Source organism: Candidatus Albibeggiatoa sp. nov. BB20 (genome assembly GCA_016744725.1).
Taxonomy (GTDB): domain Bacteria; phylum Pseudomonadota; class Gammaproteobacteria; order Beggiatoales; family Beggiatoaceae; genus Albibeggiatoa.
The window spans coordinates 17,891-34,155 of sequence record JADGDW010000004.1; the positions used below are offsets into that span (position 1 = coordinate 17,891).

Annotated in this window: 11 protein-coding genes; 6 read left to right on the forward strand and 5 right to left on the reverse strand. The window is 38.4% G+C overall.

Features of this window, described 5'->3' with window-relative positions:
• Window positions 1-2,263 (forward strand): COR domain-containing protein (locus tag ABXH34_RS00795; RefSeq protein ID WP_353569949.1); only part of this gene is annotated, 2,263 nt, incomplete at its 5' end.
• Window positions 2,264-2,553: 290 nt separating this feature from the next.
• On the opposite strand, the gene mtnA is transcribed toward ABXH34_RS00795, so the two are convergent.
• Complete coding sequence (gene mtnA, locus ABXH34_RS00800; RefSeq protein WP_353569950.1) at window positions 2,554-3,594, reverse strand: S-methyl-5-thioribose-1-phosphate isomerase; 1,041 nt, start codon at window positions 3,592-3,594, stop codon at window positions 2,554-2,556.
• A 162-nt stretch (window positions 3,595-3,756) separates the two neighbouring features.
• Between mtnA and ABXH34_RS00805 the strand changes: the two genes are divergently transcribed.
• The 3 genes from ABXH34_RS00805 (at window position 3,757) to ABXH34_RS00815 (ending at window position 5,860) form a co-directional block, all read left to right on the forward strand.
• On the forward strand, window positions 3,757-5,028 hold the full coding sequence (locus ABXH34_RS00805; protein WP_353569951.1) for a TMEM143 family protein: 1,272 nt from the start codon (window positions 3,757-3,759) through the stop codon (window positions 5,026-5,028).
• Window positions 5,004-5,132 carry a hypothetical protein gene (locus tag ABXH34_RS00810; RefSeq protein ID WP_353569952.1) on the forward strand — a complete coding sequence of 43 codons (129 nt, stop codon included), beginning with the start codon at window positions 5,004-5,006 and terminating at the stop codon, window positions 5,130-5,132. The genes ABXH34_RS00805 and ABXH34_RS00810 overlap by 25 nt, the downstream gene beginning before the upstream one ends.
• Before the next feature lie 191 nt (window positions 5,133-5,323).
• Window positions 5,324-5,860, forward strand: coding sequence for a pentapeptide repeat-containing protein (locus ABXH34_RS00815; RefSeq protein ID WP_353569953.1), 537 nt, complete (start codon window positions 5,324-5,326; stop codon window positions 5,858-5,860).
• Between the two features lie 195 nt (window positions 5,861-6,055).
• On the opposite strand, the gene ABXH34_RS00820 is transcribed toward ABXH34_RS00815, so the two are convergent.
• The 3 genes from ABXH34_RS00820 to ABXH34_RS00830 all read right to left on the reverse strand — a co-directional run bounded on the left by ABXH34_RS00820 (window position 6,056) and on the right by ABXH34_RS00830 (window position 11,653).
• Window positions 6,056-8,662 (reverse strand): adenylate/guanylate cyclase domain-containing protein, encoded by a 2,607-nt coding sequence (locus tag ABXH34_RS00820; RefSeq protein WP_353569954.1) that lies wholly within the window; start codon window positions 8,660-8,662, stop codon window positions 6,056-6,058.
• A gap of 17 nt (window positions 8,663-8,679) precedes the next feature.
• Window positions 8,680-9,045, reverse strand: a complete 366-nt coding sequence (locus tag ABXH34_RS00825) for a response regulator (protein WP_353569955.1) — start codon at window positions 9,043-9,045, stop codon at window positions 8,680-8,682.
• A 73-nt stretch (window positions 9,046-9,118) separates the two neighbouring features.
• On the reverse strand, window positions 9,119-11,653 hold the full coding sequence (locus ABXH34_RS00830) for a response regulator (RefSeq protein ID WP_353569956.1): 2,535 nt from the start codon (window positions 11,651-11,653) through the stop codon (window positions 9,119-9,121).
• Between the two features lie 523 nt (window positions 11,654-12,176).
• Between ABXH34_RS00830 and glyS the strand changes: the two genes are divergently transcribed.
• Together glyS and ABXH34_RS00840 are read left to right on the forward strand one after the other, a co-directional pair.
• Window positions 12,177-14,255, forward strand: a complete 2,079-nt coding sequence (glyS, locus tag ABXH34_RS00835; RefSeq protein ID WP_353569957.1) for a glycine--tRNA ligase subunit beta — start codon at window positions 12,177-12,179, stop codon at window positions 14,253-14,255.
• Window positions 14,256-14,628: 373 nt separating this feature from the next.
• Window positions 14,629-14,955 (forward strand): low molecular weight protein tyrosine phosphatase family protein, encoded by a 327-nt coding sequence (locus tag ABXH34_RS00840; protein WP_353569958.1) that lies wholly within the window; start codon window positions 14,629-14,631, stop codon window positions 14,953-14,955.
• A gap of 88 nt (window positions 14,956-15,043) precedes the next feature.
• On the opposite strand, the gene fabB is transcribed toward ABXH34_RS00840, so the two are convergent.
• On the reverse strand, window positions 15,044-16,261 hold the full coding sequence (gene fabB, locus ABXH34_RS00845; protein WP_353569959.1) for a beta-ketoacyl-ACP synthase I: 1,218 nt from the start codon (window positions 16,259-16,261) through the stop codon (window positions 15,044-15,046).
• Window positions 16,262-16,265 lie beyond the last annotated feature (4 nt).

Below are 16,265 nucleotides of genomic sequence, written 5' to 3' on the forward strand. Positions count from 1 at the left end.
CCCTAACGTCCCTAGCACTCTTATTTCTTTAAGAAATTTATCTATTTTATCTATAGTGAGTAATAGAATTAAAATATTACCAAGCTCATTTAATCAGTTACAAAACTTAAATTATTTAAGATTAGATAATAACGAACTAAAAGAGTTACCAGTATCATTTGGGAAACTGAAGAGTTTGAATAAATTATGGCTAAGTAGTAACAAGCTTTCAGAATTGCCTATGCCGTTTGGGGAACTAAAGAATTTGAGGGAATTATATTTAAATAATAATCAGCTTTCAGAATTGCCTATGTCGTTTGGGGAACTAAAAAATTTGAGAGTTTTAGTATTAGAAAATAATCAGCTTTCAGAATTACCAGTATCGTTTGGGAAACTGAAAAGTTTGAATAAATTATGGCTAAGTAGTAACAAGCTTTCAGAATTGCCTATGTCGTTTGGGGAACTGAAGAGTTTGAATAAATTATGGTTAAGTAATAACAAGCTTTCAGAGCTGCCTACGTCATTTGGGGAACTAAAGAATTTGAGTGTTTTAGTATTAGAAGATAACCAACTTTCAGAGCTACCCATGTCGTTTAAAGAATTAAGAAATTCGTTCAAACTTTTCGTACGAGGAAACCCATTAGAAACACCTCCAATAGAAGTAGCCCAAAAAGGCATCGAAGCCATCCGCAACTATTTTGAAGCCTTAGAAGCAACGGCTGGAGAACAAAAACAACCCTTAAACGAAGCCAAAGTCCTATTTGTTGGACAAGGCGAAGTCGGTAAAACCTCTTTAGTCAAACGCTTAGTATTCAATGAATTTGATAAACACGAAAATAAAACCAATGGCATCAACATTGAAAACTGGGCATTACCCGTCAATGAGCAAGATATACAACTCAATTTATGGGACTTTGGCGGACAAGAAATCATGCACGCCACCCATCAATTTTTCCTCACCAAACGCAGCTTGTATATTTTAGTCCTCGACGCTCGCCAAGACGAACAACAAAGCCGTATCGAATACTGGTTAAAACTGATTCAAAGCTTTGGCAGCAACTCCCCTATCATCATTGTCATCAACAAAATAGACCAACACCAATTGCAACTCAACAAACGTGGCTTACAAACAAAATACGCAGGGATTCAAGCTTTTATCGAAACCTCTTGCTGTCAAAATCAAGGCATAAATGAACTCAAACAAACAATACAACAAGCCCTCAGTGAAATGCCACATATTCATGATTCATTACCCGCGAGCTGGTTTGATTTAAAACAACGTTTAGAAAAAATGAATGAAGATCATATTTCCTACGAAAAATACCAAAATCTGTGTAAACGCCGCAAAATCAGTAATCAATCCCATCAAAAAACCCTACTTGCGTTTCTACACGACTTAGGTGTTGTGCTAAATTTCCAAGATGATAAGCGTTTAAAAGACACCAATGTACTGAATCCTGAATGGGTCACAGAAGGCATTTATAAACTACTCAATGCACACCAATTATTCCATAGCAAAGGGGTTTTACACTGTGATGATTTAGAAGGATTGCTCGGCGAACGCTATCAAAACAAACAACAATTTATTATTGATATGATGGAAAAATTTGAATTATGCTTTAAAATCGAAAAAAACCAATATTTAATTCCCAATTTACTGCCCAAAGAACAACCTTATCTGGATAATTGGGATTATAAAAACAGCCTTGCATTCCAATTCCACTATGACATCCTTCCTACCAGCATCATGTCACGCTTTATCGTCAAAATGAACAACCATATCGTGGACAAAAACTATTGGTTTAGCGGCGTGATTCTCAAACACGACAACAACCAAGCACTGGTTAAATCCGATGTCGAAGACAAAAAAATCCAAATCTGGGTCATAGGCAACACCAAAGGCAAACGCAGTTTTTTACAAATCATTCGTGCAAAACTCAACGATATTCACAAAAATTTACACAAAATCAATGCACGTGAAATAGTGGTTTATCAAGATATAGAATTGGAATATAAGGACTTATTGGATGTAGAAGAGATGGGGGAAACAGATTTTTTAATTCCTAAACTCAAGAAACGAGTACCACTTGCAGAATTGCTCGATGGCATTGATGAAAAAGCAGTGCGTCAACTCTCTGAGAACACAAAACGGATTGGAGAAACAAGCAAAGAAGAACAAAAAACAGCAGAGAAATTTCGATTTACTGTGACAACGACTTTAACCGCTATTGGTTTAACTCTCACAGCAATTGGTATAGCACTTCGTGTCTTTGGAATTATTTAAATCCTCTTTTGCTTTCAAATGAGGAATATTGCTTAAAAGCTCTGTTTCTTGGTTCTCAAAGCAGAGCTTTGCTAGCAGGCATTCCCAAAGAGACTTTGGGAACGAGAGGACGAGAGGAAACTACTTATTCTCGAAAGATCAGCAGCCTTAATTCATCAAACAACCACTGAATCATCCTCAACCAAATCCCCTAACACCTCAAACAAAGCCTTAACCAAATGGGCAAACTTCGAAGTCATCACCATAAAATCGGCTTGCTAGTTACTAAAATACTAACAACCCTTTAAATATTATTTCAACAATTCAGCCATTTTCTCAGTGGTTGGATGTTCCACAACCCCTTTTTCAGTCACAATCGCATCCACTAATTCTGCTGGAGTCACATCAAACACAGGATTCCACGCATTTGCACCTTCAGCCGCAATCATTTTACCGCCAATACTCAACACTTCTTCCGCTGTGCGTTGTTCAATTTCAATCGCATCACCATTTGGCAAGTTGTAATCAACGGTAGACATTGGCGCAACCACCATGAATTTAACTCCATGCTGCCGTGCTAACACCGCTAAACTGTAAGTACCAATTTTATTTGCTACATCACCATTCGCCGTAATACGATCAGAACCAGTAATTACCCAATCTACTTTACCTTGGCGCATCAATGTTGCTGCTGCACCTTCGACTATCAAGGTCACAGGAATTTTATCTTGTACTAATTCCCATGCAGTCAAACGTGCACCTTGCATCCAAGGCCGAGTTTCATCTGCATACACATCTGTAATTTTACCATTTGCATAGCCACTACGAATTACACCCAAGGCTGTACCATAACCACCTGTTGCCAATGAACCCGTGTTACAATGGGTCAATACCCGACATTTTTCTGGAAATAATGCAGAACCTAATTCACCCATGGTTTTATTAGCTGCAATATCTTCCTCATGAATGCGCTGCGCCTCAGCTAACAAAACAGGCTCTGGATTGCCCTCAATTTGCCCAAACAAGCCTTTCATGACTTCTAACGCCCAGACTAAATTTACCGCAGTTGGACGAGCATTTGCTAGAATATCCAAATCCGTTGCAATTTCAGTTTGCCAATGATTAGGTTTTTTTGCATAAGCAGCCCGTGCTGCCAATACCACACCAAACGCAGCTGTGACACCAATTGCTGGTGCACCACGTACTACCATATCCTTAATGGCCTGAGCCGTGTCTGCTGCTGTTTCAAGCGTTAGCAAAATTTCTTCATGCGGAAGCTTACGTTGATCTAAAAGCTTAAGGACATTATCTTGCCAAATGACCGCACGGATAGTATCGTATTGTTGAGTCATAATTGCTTGGTTTATAGTTGTGGAAAGAAGGTGCATTTTAACGTATTTTGTTATCATAATGCAGAAACCCATCAAACCGAATGCCTAAAATAAACCAAAGCCTAAAAAATAGCCATATATTCAATATATTAAGTAAATTTAATCATTTGTGAGCTGAAGCCGATGAATACAATTATTGATGATGATCGTCAACGTTTTATTCCTGTTAATTTACAAGAAATTATAGATGATTTATGTCAAACTCCAGATTGGAGTGAAGAACAAAGAAAAGACTTTAATAGTTTTTGCCATGTATTTGCGGCCTTGTATCATTATAAATTTAAAAATCAAATTGATGAAATTAAGCGAGCCTATCAACCTTTTAATCCTGACTGCGATGTTGTCACGAAAAAGCAATATTCACAGCAAGATTGTCAACAATTGCGTGATACTTTAGTTAATCATGTAAAAAATCTACTTAATCACGCAAACTATGAAGCCCTGTCGATCGATGATATTAATTTAGCGATGACGGAAGCTTCACCTTATGGCATCAATGTCACGGTTAACTTAGATGATTATGCCGATATGTTGCTTTATTATCGTGGAGCAGCCACTCAAGTTGAGTATAGACGTAGTTGGCGTAATTTATTCTTATTTAAGCGAAAAGTAGAAGTTCCCATCTATAAACGCTTATTTGTGCTGCTTAACTTCAAAACCAAAGTACAACGTGTACGTGAGATGATGCAAGCCGACAGTAAACTATCTGAAAAACAGGCTATTCAGCAACTTAAACGTTTTTATAGTAAAGATTTAGAAAATGCAGATATTGAAAAACATATTTTTGTTAAATTGTTTAAAAATATCCCGCGTTATGACTTGGAAATGTTATTTCCAAACCAGAAAATACGTTTTAAACTTTTGGATAAATTAAAAATTGCGGTAACAGGTAGTGGCGGTCTTATTGGGGGTTCAATCGCGCTTTTAGGTAAGATAAGTTTGATTGCAACCAACCCGCTTGGGTTTTTATTTGCCATTTTTGGTTTTATCGCTGTTATTGTGCGTCAAATCATGAATATATTTAACCATCAAACTAAATACATGATGGTACTGTCGCGTAACTTATATTTTCATAATTTAGATAATAACTTTGGTGTATTTGGTCATTTAAATGATTTAGCTGAAGATGAAGAATGCAAAGAAGCTATATTGGCTTATTATTTCCTATTCACTCAGCCAGATCAGTTATGGACTGAAGCCGAATTAGACAAAACTATTGAACAATATTTGCATGAAAAATATGATATTAATGTTGATTTTGAAGTAGATGATGGTTTGCGTAAGTTAACAGCAGAGCAGTTATTAATCTCGGAAGATGGCGTACTCAAAGCGTTGGACTTAAAAACAGCTTGCCAGCGTTTGGATAAACAGTGGGACGACTTTTTTTCATTTTAGCAGCACAATATTCCTATCATTTAGGTATGGCATTATTTCCTTTACAGTTTAAAACCGATGACCAAACGGCTGTAATGACACCATCTATCTACGATTTGACCTAACTAGTTGCAAAGTTATTTGAAGCTTAAGTGTGTGCGTCTTATGCTTATATTAGATATTAATAATAATCTATAAGACCTACCTGCTAAAACTCTGTAGATTTTTTAATCTAGAGAGTCTGACCTGACGCATAATAGAATCTAAGCACGCACTTTTTATCATTGCTGTTAATTGTTATACAAAAGGGTTTGTTATGAATGCGAAACAGGTTGCTTTAGTTCTATGTATTTCTGTTTTTGTCAGCTTTGTAGGGGAAATTAGCGCGGCTTACGCTGCAAACTCAACACACGTTTCTCGACTCAAAAAAACTAAAAACTGTAATCGTTGTAACTTAGCCAGTGCCAATTTAACGGGTAGCCGTTTGATTCGTGCTAAATTACGTAGTGCTAATCTACGCAACGCACGATTACGGGGAGCGAACTTACGTGGTGCTGATTTAACCCGAGCTAACTTAACTCGAGCACGCTTACGTTACGCGAACTTACGTAGTGCCAAAATGGGTAGTGCTAATTTAAATCGAGCCAATTTACGCGGTGCTAATTTACGCGGCGCACGTTTAGGTCGGGCGAATTTAAGTTATGCCGATTTACGCGGAGCGAATTTGCGTGGTGCAGATTTACGTCGAGCCAATTTACGCGGTGCAAAGTTCAAACAGGCAGATTTACGTGGCGCAAAATTAAAAGGGGCTAAAAATGGCAACTTTAGAGGGGCTAAAAATGTCCGACGCTAGCCGCTTCCAAAATTTCACTAAACCGTTAAACATAAGTTTGGTTTAAGCTGAGCTTGATGCGAAGCAGAAATGAGAATATTCTGTAATGTATCAGTAAGCTGACGAAAAGGAATTTAAATAATTTAGGAAACGATAGCTATAACAGCACTATATTGCAAAGCAGTTAATTTTTAAAAATATTCCCAAATAGATTGACTACTTTCGACCAGACAAGAAGTGTGTGACCATCAAACCTTTGCCCTTGACTTCAATTGGGCCTCGATATTCCAAGTGGAATTTATCTTTAATTTTATTATAAGTCGCATCCGAAATTTGCACTTTACCTGGTACGCCGTGCGACTCCATACGGCTAGCAATATTCACGGTTTCGCCCCATAAGTCATAGTTAAACTTATTCTTGCCAATGACACCCGCAACTACAGGGCCTGTGTGAATCCCAACTCGAATTTCAAAACTTTCACCATGCTGGCGGTTCAAACGTTCAATTGCATCAAACATGTCAATCGCCATATCAGCAACCGCCTCGGCATGATCTGAACGCGGTGTTGGTAAACCACCGACCAACATATACGCATCACCAATAGTTTTAATTTTTTCCAAACCGTGCAGCTCAGTCAAAATATCAAATGCTAAGAAAATTTCGTTTAATTTCTCAACTAATTCGGACGCGGCAATACCTACGGATAACTCAGTAAAACCAACCAAATCTGAAAATAAAACTGTCACTTCAGGAAAACTATCCGCGATAGTACGTTCACTGCGCTTCAAACGATCAGCAATAGGTTTGGGTAACACGTTCAATAATAGCTTTTCAGATTTTTCCTGTTCCGCTTGTAAACGTTCCATAAACGCATGTTCCCGATCACGTAAACGTTTTCGTTCCAAAGAAGCTGAAATTTTGGCATTAAGAATAATTTGATTGAATGGTTTTTGAATAAAATCTTCTGCACCCATGGTGATACAACGCACCACACCATCAATTTCATCCAATGCAGAAATCATCAATACAGGAATATGCTTATATTTATCATCATTTTTCAACTGTTCTAACACTTGGAATCCATCGACTCCCGGCATAATCACATCGAGTAAAATTAAATCATAAGGCGCATCTTTAACTGCATCTAAGGCCTCTTGCCCATCGGCAGCAGTATCGATAATAAAACCTTGTTTCCCTAAACGCCGTGATAATAAATCACGATTACTTTCTTTATCATCAACGACCAGTAAACGCGCTGCATCTTGCACCACAGTATCATGTGTTATGGGTTTTGATAAAAGATGATTACTACTACTCATCACCGCATCAATAATCGTCCCACCAGCACTGTCAGGTAAATTTGGAATTGGCGACTGATCATTACCATTTTCAGAGAAAAAGCTTAAGTCATTAATCAGACTCAGTAATTTCCTTGATAGGCTTAATATTTTATCTAAATCACCACACGCCTCGCGTTGCACTTCACGATCTAAATCTTCAAGCAACATTTCACCAAAACCAATCAGGGCATTAATTGGAGTACGTAAATCATGACGGGTCGTAGCATCAAATACTGCGCCATTGATTTCCCCATCAGGAAAATGTTCTTTTGCAAATAATCGCTTGATTAAATTAGAGAGTTGCTCGGATGCACTGCGCATTTTATTTAAATCAGGTGCAAAACTTTGGCAACCCACATCTGATTTTGCATATTCCAACAACACTTCAAGATGGGCATGAATCGTCGAAGTCGGTGTGAGCAAATCAACACCAATATCAATCAAATCATCATCATTTTGGCTAGATGAGCTTGCTTGTTTGACCAAGGTTTTTCTATTGCCACTTAACTTAGGTTTATTAGATTCAGAAGGGACTTTTTTCTTAATAAAACCAAGGTCTTCAATGACAAATAATAACTTACGAGATAAACTACCAATTTGCTCCAGTTTTTGACAGGCATTATGCTCTTCAAAATCTTGCTCAAATTCTTCTAGCAATAGCTCACTAAACCCAATCAGTGCATTAATCGGGGTTCTTAAATCATGTCGAACTGTGGTGGAAAAGCTTTCAGGATCAACTGAGCCATTTTCATATCCACCAATATCAAACAAAGAATCAACTTGATTAGATAAGTTTTGCCCAGCTTTTAAAATTTTCTGCAAATCATCAATAAACACCTGCCATTTAGGTTTAACTTGCGCATATAACGATAATTCACTGGCAAGATGTACCACTTCTTCAATGAGCTCTTTAAGCTGACTGCCAATTTCTAAAATGTCATCTGCTTCGGTATTGTCTACCGCTGTCGATTTTTCAACAGGCTCAGCAGGCGACGCACCTTTATTACCAATACGACCTAATTCATCAATTAAAGTCAGCAATTTACGCGCATAATTCAAGACTTTGTCAATGTCACCACACGCTTGCTCGCCGTTAGGATCATCGGCTAAATCTTCTTGCACCATTTCCCCATAACCTAAAATCGCATTAATGGGAGTGCGCAAATCATGGCGAACAGTTGAGCCAAATGCCTTGACATCAATATTGCCATCAGGATAAGTATTTTTATCAAAGGTGTGGGAAATAAGTGTGGATAATTGTTTAGCAGCTTGCAACATTCTTTGAATATCAGGCACAAACTCGTTCCACGCTAAAGTACTCTCAGCATTGGTGAGTAGTGTTTCAATGTAGCCAATTACGGTATGCGTCGGGACTTGTAATTTATCCTGCATTTCCCTTAATTGTGCATCACTGATAATGGCCTCAATGTTGCCATTCCCAACTGATTGAGCTTCAGTAGGAATTGTGGATGCTGCATTCATCTTGAATCATCTGAGATTTAAGAGCCTAAAAGTGCTTGGATTTTGCCAAGTAAACGTGGTAATTCAATCGGTTTGGTATCATAATCATCACAACCAGCGGCAAGGGCTTGTTCACGATCACCAGACATGGCATGAGCAGTTAAAGCGATAATCGGTACGTTTTGAGTAGCATCATCTGCTTTGATTTCTTTGGTTGCAGTCCATCCGTCTTTAACAGGTAAACTCATATCCATTAGAATCAAATCTGGGTTTTCTGCGTGCGCCATATCAACGCCTTGCCCACCGTCTACAGCAATCACAACCTCAAAGCCTTTGCGGGTCAAGCGTCGGGATAGCATATCACGGTTCATTTCATTATCTTCTACCAATAAAATCTTGGGCATTGAAATTCTCCTTTGAACTGCAAATCTATATCAAAATTCCATACTTTGGAAAGGGGTTACACATTGTATCATCTCAAGCAGTGCCTTGTTCCATGTCCTCATGGTCAGAAGCAACTGCATAAACTAGACCACCTATTGTATCAAGCAATTGTTCGCGTGTATAAGTCCCTTTGAATAATATGGACTCTACTTCGTTATTTAAACGCTTCTGTTCAGCTGGACTCAAGTCTCTTGCGGTAATGACAATGATAGGAATTGAACGCCATTGGGGCTTATTGCGCAATTGACGAATAAATTCAAACCCATTCATTTCTGGTAAATTTAAATCAAGTAAAATTAAATCTGGTCGATGATGGCGAATAAAACGGAGTCCCATTTGTCCACTATGCGCCTCAAATACAAACCAGTTGGCATGTTCCAATAGTTTGACTAAAGCAGTTCGGGCATTAATATCGTCTTCAATCACTAGGCACGACCAGTGTTTGTGAGTACGGTGTTTTTGTAATAATTCAAGTAATGCAGGCATTTCAAACGGCTTTTCTAAATAGGCCACCGCACCGAGTGACTTAGCCCGCACTTGATGGTCTTCCTCAGTGGTCACAATAACAGGAATGTGTTGCAAATCTGCGTTAGTTTTAAAATTAACTAAAATTGACCATCCTTCAGGAATTTCTGAGTCCATTATGACAAAATTAGGATGGGTCTTATAGGTTAATTTCAAGGCTTGTTTAGCATCAGTTGCAACAAAAACTTCGTAACCCTGTTCTAGTAAGGTTCGTTTTAAGTTATCACGTAAATGAGTATCACGATCCACAATCAGAATATGCCCTTGATAAATATGTCTTGAGCCAACGTCATCATCGTCTAAGACTTCTTCTACAACAGTTGTAGGCAGACGAATCACAAAAGTGCTGCCAACGCCTTCTTGGCTTTCCACTTTAATCTGTCCACCCATCATTTCACAGAATTTCTTGGTAATTGCTAAACCTAAACCTGTACCGCCAAATTCACGCGTCGTTGAAGCATCTGCTTGGATGAACGCGGAGAATATTTTATCTTGTTGATCGGGACTCATACCAATCCCACTATCACAAATCCGAAATACTACCCAGTCATTACCACCTGTGGTTTCGCGTGTGATGTATAAGGCGACATTACCCTTTTTAGTAAATTTGCTGGCATTACTGAGTAAGTTAAATAAATTTTGCCGCACTTTAGTCAAGTCTGCGTGCATTGTACCTAAATCATCCACGCAATGGATTTCTAAACGATTATGATTTTTTTCAATCAACGGATAAATCGTTGTTACGACATCACTAATCATGTCATTAATATTGAACGTTTCCAGATATAAATCCATTTTACCTGCTTCAATTTTGGACAGGTCTAAAATATCATTAATCAACGCTAGCAAATGTTTACCCGCACCATGAATCTTTTTTAAATCGGGTAAATAATTCATTTGGCCTAAATCTTCGGCTTCCTCTTGCAACATTTCACTATAACCAATGACAGCATTCAGCGGTGTGCGCAGTTCATGGCTCATATTAGCTAAGAATTGGCTTTTAGAGCGATTAGATAACTCAGCTTGTTCAATTGCCGCTTGCAAGGCTTCTTCGGTGCGTAAACGCTCTTTTAATTCAGCTTCTAAATTAGCTTGGACTTTACTAATTTTATGATAGAGATAGGTGAAGTTGAGACTTGCAACTAAAATAGCAAAAAAAGCCGCTAATGCAAAATAAAACCAATTCGCATGTTGTTTAAATAATTCGCTAAATGTGATTTTTCCATAATTTTCATAAGGAGGATAATGTAAGGTTTGCAGCACCTTATGCACAGATTGGTAGTTAGCAGGAATTGCCCAACTATAGTCAGCTTTACGCGCCATGGTTAATAAGCTAATCGAGACATTATCCAACATCTCTTGTGATACCCGATGCGAGGCAACCCAAGCCCATTCAGGATATAAATCACCACTGTGACGCAAAGGCAGTTCCTTCATTTTTTGAGGGGTCAGTATTTTCAAATGTTCAAGATCAATCTTGCCTTGTTGATATAAGCGTTCTAGCACCCCGCTAGGTAAACTACCGACATCAACTAAACTGGTTTCTACTTTGTTTATCACTTCAAATGTAGAAGCTTGCGGACGCAAATGCACTTCTTTGGCTAAATCCACATTATTTTTCAATTGATATTGGCTGAGTTGCCAACCTGAAAAACTATGCTTATCTACTAAAGCTAACAGTTTACCTCGTATATCTTGTAGTGTCTGAATATCATCTCTTTTCGTATGGGTAAATAACACATTGCTTAATTGATTATAAGCTTGTCTATCAATCCAATGACGTAATGAGGCCAACACTTGACCTTGGTAATCCTTTTCTAATTGAATCGTAATACTAGGACTCACAAACATAAAATCAAAATCCGCCGCCTGTTGAATAATATTTTGTGCATCATAAACCTGCATCGTAAAGCGAATATCAGTGAATACGGTATTCAGATAATTTACAGTTGCTTGGGCGTGCTTTATCAATTCAGCTCTATCTTGTTGTTGTAGAACGGCTATTTTGAATGGTGTATTTGCATCTTCTGGTGTTTGTAGCAAATCCGCTGCAACGGGGAGGTGACATAGGAATAAAAATAAGCAACAAAGACAGTAAGTACTTTGCAATCGATATTGAGAAAAAGACCTTTTCATTGATTTGGAGTTTAGATTTTAAATGTTTGATTTGTGCGAATTGTATACCAAATGAGAATAATTTTCGATTTTAGATTTTACGTTTCCGATAGAAGGGGTTATTTTCACGGCTCGTGCGCCTTTATCAGGGTAAAAAGTGTATACCCATGAATCAAGATTGTTGATGCAAAAATATCTAGCAAATGTAATCAAGCACACATTGTTTAAAATCCATAAATAAACACGGCACTGTGAGCATGTTGAGTTTGCTGTATTTGTGTATTCGAGATTGCTTGAATAGAGTAAAATCTTATTATCCACTTTAAGTAAATTAAAATAATTTATTTGATGTTGACCCATCATGCTTGACTTTGAAAACAATAACAATTCAAAATGTGATGACTAACAGTCTGAATCATGTTTTTTTGATAAAAGGATTTACAGGTGCAACATGGCTAATAAACGCGACTTATTGATTGAAATCGGCACAGAAGAATTACCACCAAAAGCCCTACTGACACTGTCTGAAGCATTTTCCTCTGGTATTTGCAGTGGATTAGAACAAAATCAGCTTAACTATTTATCAGCAACGCCATTTGCAACGCCACGCCGTTTAGCCGTGCATGTGAAAGGGGTGGAAGAAGTACAAGCAGATCGTGAAGTAGAAAGACGCGGGCCTGCACTCAAAGCCGCCTATGATAAGGATGGCAATCCAACCAAAGCTTTACAAGGTTTTGCCCGTTCTTGTGGGGTTGAACCTGATGCACTGGAAACAGTTGAAACCGATAAAGGTCAATGGTTGGTTTTTCGTAGCACTCAAAAAGGCCAGCAAACTGAAGCTTTAATTCCCGATATGATTAATGCAGCACTCAATGCTTTACCGATCCCAAAACGGATGCGTTGGGGTGATTTAGACTCAGAATTTGTACGCCCTGTACATTGGTTAACCATATTGTTTGGGGAGCAAGTCGTTGAAACCGAAATTTTAAGTGTGAAAAGTGGCAATGCGACTCGCGGTCATCGTTTTCATCATCCAGAACCGATTATCATTAAGCATCCAAATGAATATGTAAAAACCTTAGAAGAGCAAGGCAAAGTGTTTGTGGTATTTTCAGTACGTAAGGATCGTGTTAAAAATATGGTACAAGCCTCGGCTGAAGAAGTCGATGGACAGGCGGTGATTGACCCTGATTTACTGAATGAAGTCACCAGTTTAGTTGAATATCCAATGCCAATTATGGGTTCATTTGATAAGAAATTTTTAGATGTGCCACAAGAAGCCTTAATTTCAGCCATGCAAGGTCATCAAAAGTATTTCCCTGTGGTTGATGATGAAGGCAAATTGATGCCGTATTTCATTACAGTCAGCAATATTGATAGTTCACAGCCAGAAGTGATTAAAAAAGGTAATGAGCGAGTGATTCGGCCACGTTTTGCTGATGCGATGTTTTTTTGGGAACAAGACAAAGCCCACAGTTTAGAAAGCCGTTTAGAAAGCCTGAAAAGTGTGACATTCCAACATAAATTAGGCAGTTTGTACGATAAATCTAAGCGAGTAGCGAAATTAGCTGGCGAAATTGCCAAACAATTAGGCGCAGAAGAATTACAAGGGATTCGTGCTGCACAATTATCTAAATGTGATTTAATGTCAGAAATGGTTGGGGAATTCCCAGAATTACAAGGCATTATGGGTGAATATTATGCCAATCATGATGGGGAAACCAAACAAGTGGCCGTCGCATTACGTGAACAATATATGCCACGTTTTGCAGGAGATTTGTTGCCAGAAACGATTTTAGGTCAAGCGGTTGGGATTGCAGATAGATTGGATACTTTAGTCGGTATTTTTGGTATTGGTCAGCCACCAACAGGTGATAAAGATCCATTTGGTTTACGTCGTGCCGCATTGAGTATTTTGCGGGTTTGCGTGGAATCTGAATTGCCATTGAATCTTAAAGCCTTATTGCAACAGGCACAGGCTGGTTTCACCGACAATATGATTGATGCTAAAGCCCATCAGCAAGTATTTGATTTCATGTTAGAGCGTTTACGAGGTTATGCACAAGATAGGGGTGCGCGTTATGACAGTGTGGATGCAGTATTAAGCTGTCGTCCTGATTCTCCGTATGATGCAAGCTTGCGGATGCACAGTGTTGAAGGATTCCGTGCATTGGATGCAGCGGCCAGTTTAGCCAGTGCCAACAAGCGAATTCATAATATTTTGAAAAAATCAGATGATAAATTGCCAGAAACGACTGATCCAACCTATTTTGAACATGCAGCAGAACGGGCTTTATACGATAAATTGGCTGAAGTGCAAGAAGTGATTGCACCATTATTAAAAGCAGGTGATTACACCCAAGCTTTAGAAAATATGGCGGGTTTACGCGAATCCGTTGATCGTTTTTTTGATGAAGTGATGGTTATGGCTGAAGATGCTACAGTGCGAGCCAATCGTTTAGCATTCTTACAGTCTGTGCGCCACTTATTTTTACAAATTGCTGATATTTCTAAATTGAATGTTGGTTAATACAGGAATTTAAAAGCGTTGGCTTTGGAGTCAGCAGCAGATTTAAAGCTCATAAAACACCGTTCATGTAGACTTTCAGATCAAGTTTGCATAAATGATTTGTGTTTAATATGCTCCAAAGCTGATGTTTTATACTCTAATCAAGTATTTTATGATTAATATCAATTGGCTAAATAAATTTAATTATAGAGACAATCCGTTCTAACTATGGTGAATTTCTTGTTATGTATTAGGATTGGTAGTCCTTTAATATTTAAAATATCAAACACTTTAAAATTTGAGGACTGCCAGTCCTATATCACTTTAAAATAAAACGACTATAGTTGATTCATATAATCCAAAAGCCACATTAAAACTATCCAAAGTATTGAAAATGAAACGTATCCTTTTCGTATGTAGTCAGAATCGTCTGCGTAGTCCCACGGCTGAAACTATATTTTCAGAGTATCCAAACCTAGAAGTGCTATCAGCGGGAACAAATCATGATGCAGAAACACCATTGTCAGGGGATTTAATTGATTGGGCAGATGTGATTGTTGCGATGGAAAAAACACATAAAAATAAAATTTCAAAAAAATTTAAGGTGCAGCTTGCTCATAAACGAATGGTGGTTTTAGATATTCCTGATAATTACGAATACATGCAGCCTGAATTGGTTAAAATACTCAAGGTAAAATTACCGCGAGTGATTCAGTTTTAGTGGCAGCCCCGCATTTTAAAACAATATAATACTTGTCTTACTCAGGACTGCCATTCATCAAATATTCAAGCGTCTTTTCTACTGACTATTAGCCATTGAAGCGTTGGAAAACTAAAGTGGCATTCGTACCACCAAAGCCAAAACTATTAGACATTATAGTATCTAAGGTTTTATCTTGTCTTTCTGTGACAATCGGCATGCCCTTAGCAGCGTCATCCAATTCAGTAATATTAGCCGAAGCAGTGATAAAGTTATTTCCCATCATCAATAAACTATACACGGCTTCGTTCACGCCAGCTGCACCTAAAGCATGACCTGTCAAAGACTTAGTCGAGCTAATGGCTGGCATTTTATCACCAAACACTGTTCTGATCGCTTCCAATTCACGACTATCACCAACAGGGGTACTTGTTCCATGGGCATTGATATAATCAACAGACGTATCAACAGTTGATAAAGATTGTTGCATACAACGCACAGCACCTTCACCTGATGGTTGAACCATATCATAGCCATCAGATGTTGCGCCATAACCCACTAATTCACCATAAATTTTTGCGCCCCGAGCTTTAGCATGTTCCAATTCTTCTAACACAACTAAACCACCGCCGCCAGAAATCACAAATCCATCACGACTCGCATCATAAGGACGTGAAGCCAATTCAGGCGTATCATTGTATTTGGAAGATAACGCGCCCATTGCATCAAACAACATGGTCATCGCCCAATGCACTTCTTCGCCACCACCAGCAAACACAATATCTTGTTTACCCATTTGAATTTGTTCGTAACCATTACCAATACAGTGCGCACTGGTTGCACATGCAGAACTAATGGAATAATTCAAACCTTTAATTTTAAACGCAGTGGCTAAACACGCTGAAGTGGTACTGGCCATAGTACGGGGCACCATATAAGGGCCAATCTTTTTAGTTGCCCCTTTTTTGCGCAAAATGTCTGCTGCCAATACTTGATTATCTGGTGAAGCACCACCTGAACCAACAATTAAACCCGTTAAGGGATTAGAAACGTCAGATTCTTCTAAACCCGCGTCTTCAATTGCTTCACGCATTGCAATATAGTTAAATGCCGCAGCATCACCCATAAAACGACGTAATTTTTTATCAATGACCGCATGCGTATCTAAATCTATTGCGCCATGGACATTAGTTCTAAATCCCATATCCACATAAGTTTGGTCAAAGCTAATGCCTGAACGCCCTTGATATAAAGCATCTTGTACTTCTTGCTTATTATTGCCAATACAACTGACAATACCCAGTCCTGTTACAACAACACGTCTCACTGTT

What these genes read in the sequence shown, in the direction of transcription:
- glyS (WP_353569957.1), top strand. Translation starts at nt 12,177, where the DNA reads ATGGCTAATAAACGCGACTTATTGATTGAAATCGGCACAGAAGAATTA.
- ABXH34_RS00805 (WP_353569951.1), top strand. Translation starts at nt 3,757, where the DNA reads ATGAATACAATTATTGATGATGATCGTCAACGTTTTATTCCTGTTAAT.
- mtnA (WP_353569950.1), bottom strand. Translation starts at nt 3,594, where the DNA reads ATGACTCAACAATACGATACTATCCGTGCGGTCATTTGGCAAGATAAT.
- ABXH34_RS00820 (WP_353569954.1), bottom strand. Translation starts at nt 8,662, where the DNA reads ATGAATGCAGCATCCACAATTCCTACTGAAGCTCAATCAGTTGGGAAT.
- ABXH34_RS00815 (WP_353569953.1), top strand. Translation starts at nt 5,324, where the DNA reads ATGAATGCGAAACAGGTTGCTTTAGTTCTATGTATTTCTGTTTTTGTC.
- ABXH34_RS00840 (WP_353569958.1), top strand. Translation starts at nt 14,629, where the DNA reads ATGAAACGTATCCTTTTCGTATGTAGTCAGAATCGTCTGCGTAGTCCC.
- ABXH34_RS00825 (WP_353569955.1), bottom strand. Translation starts at nt 9,045, where the DNA reads ATGCCCAAGATTTTATTGGTAGAAGATAATGAAATGAACCGTGATATG.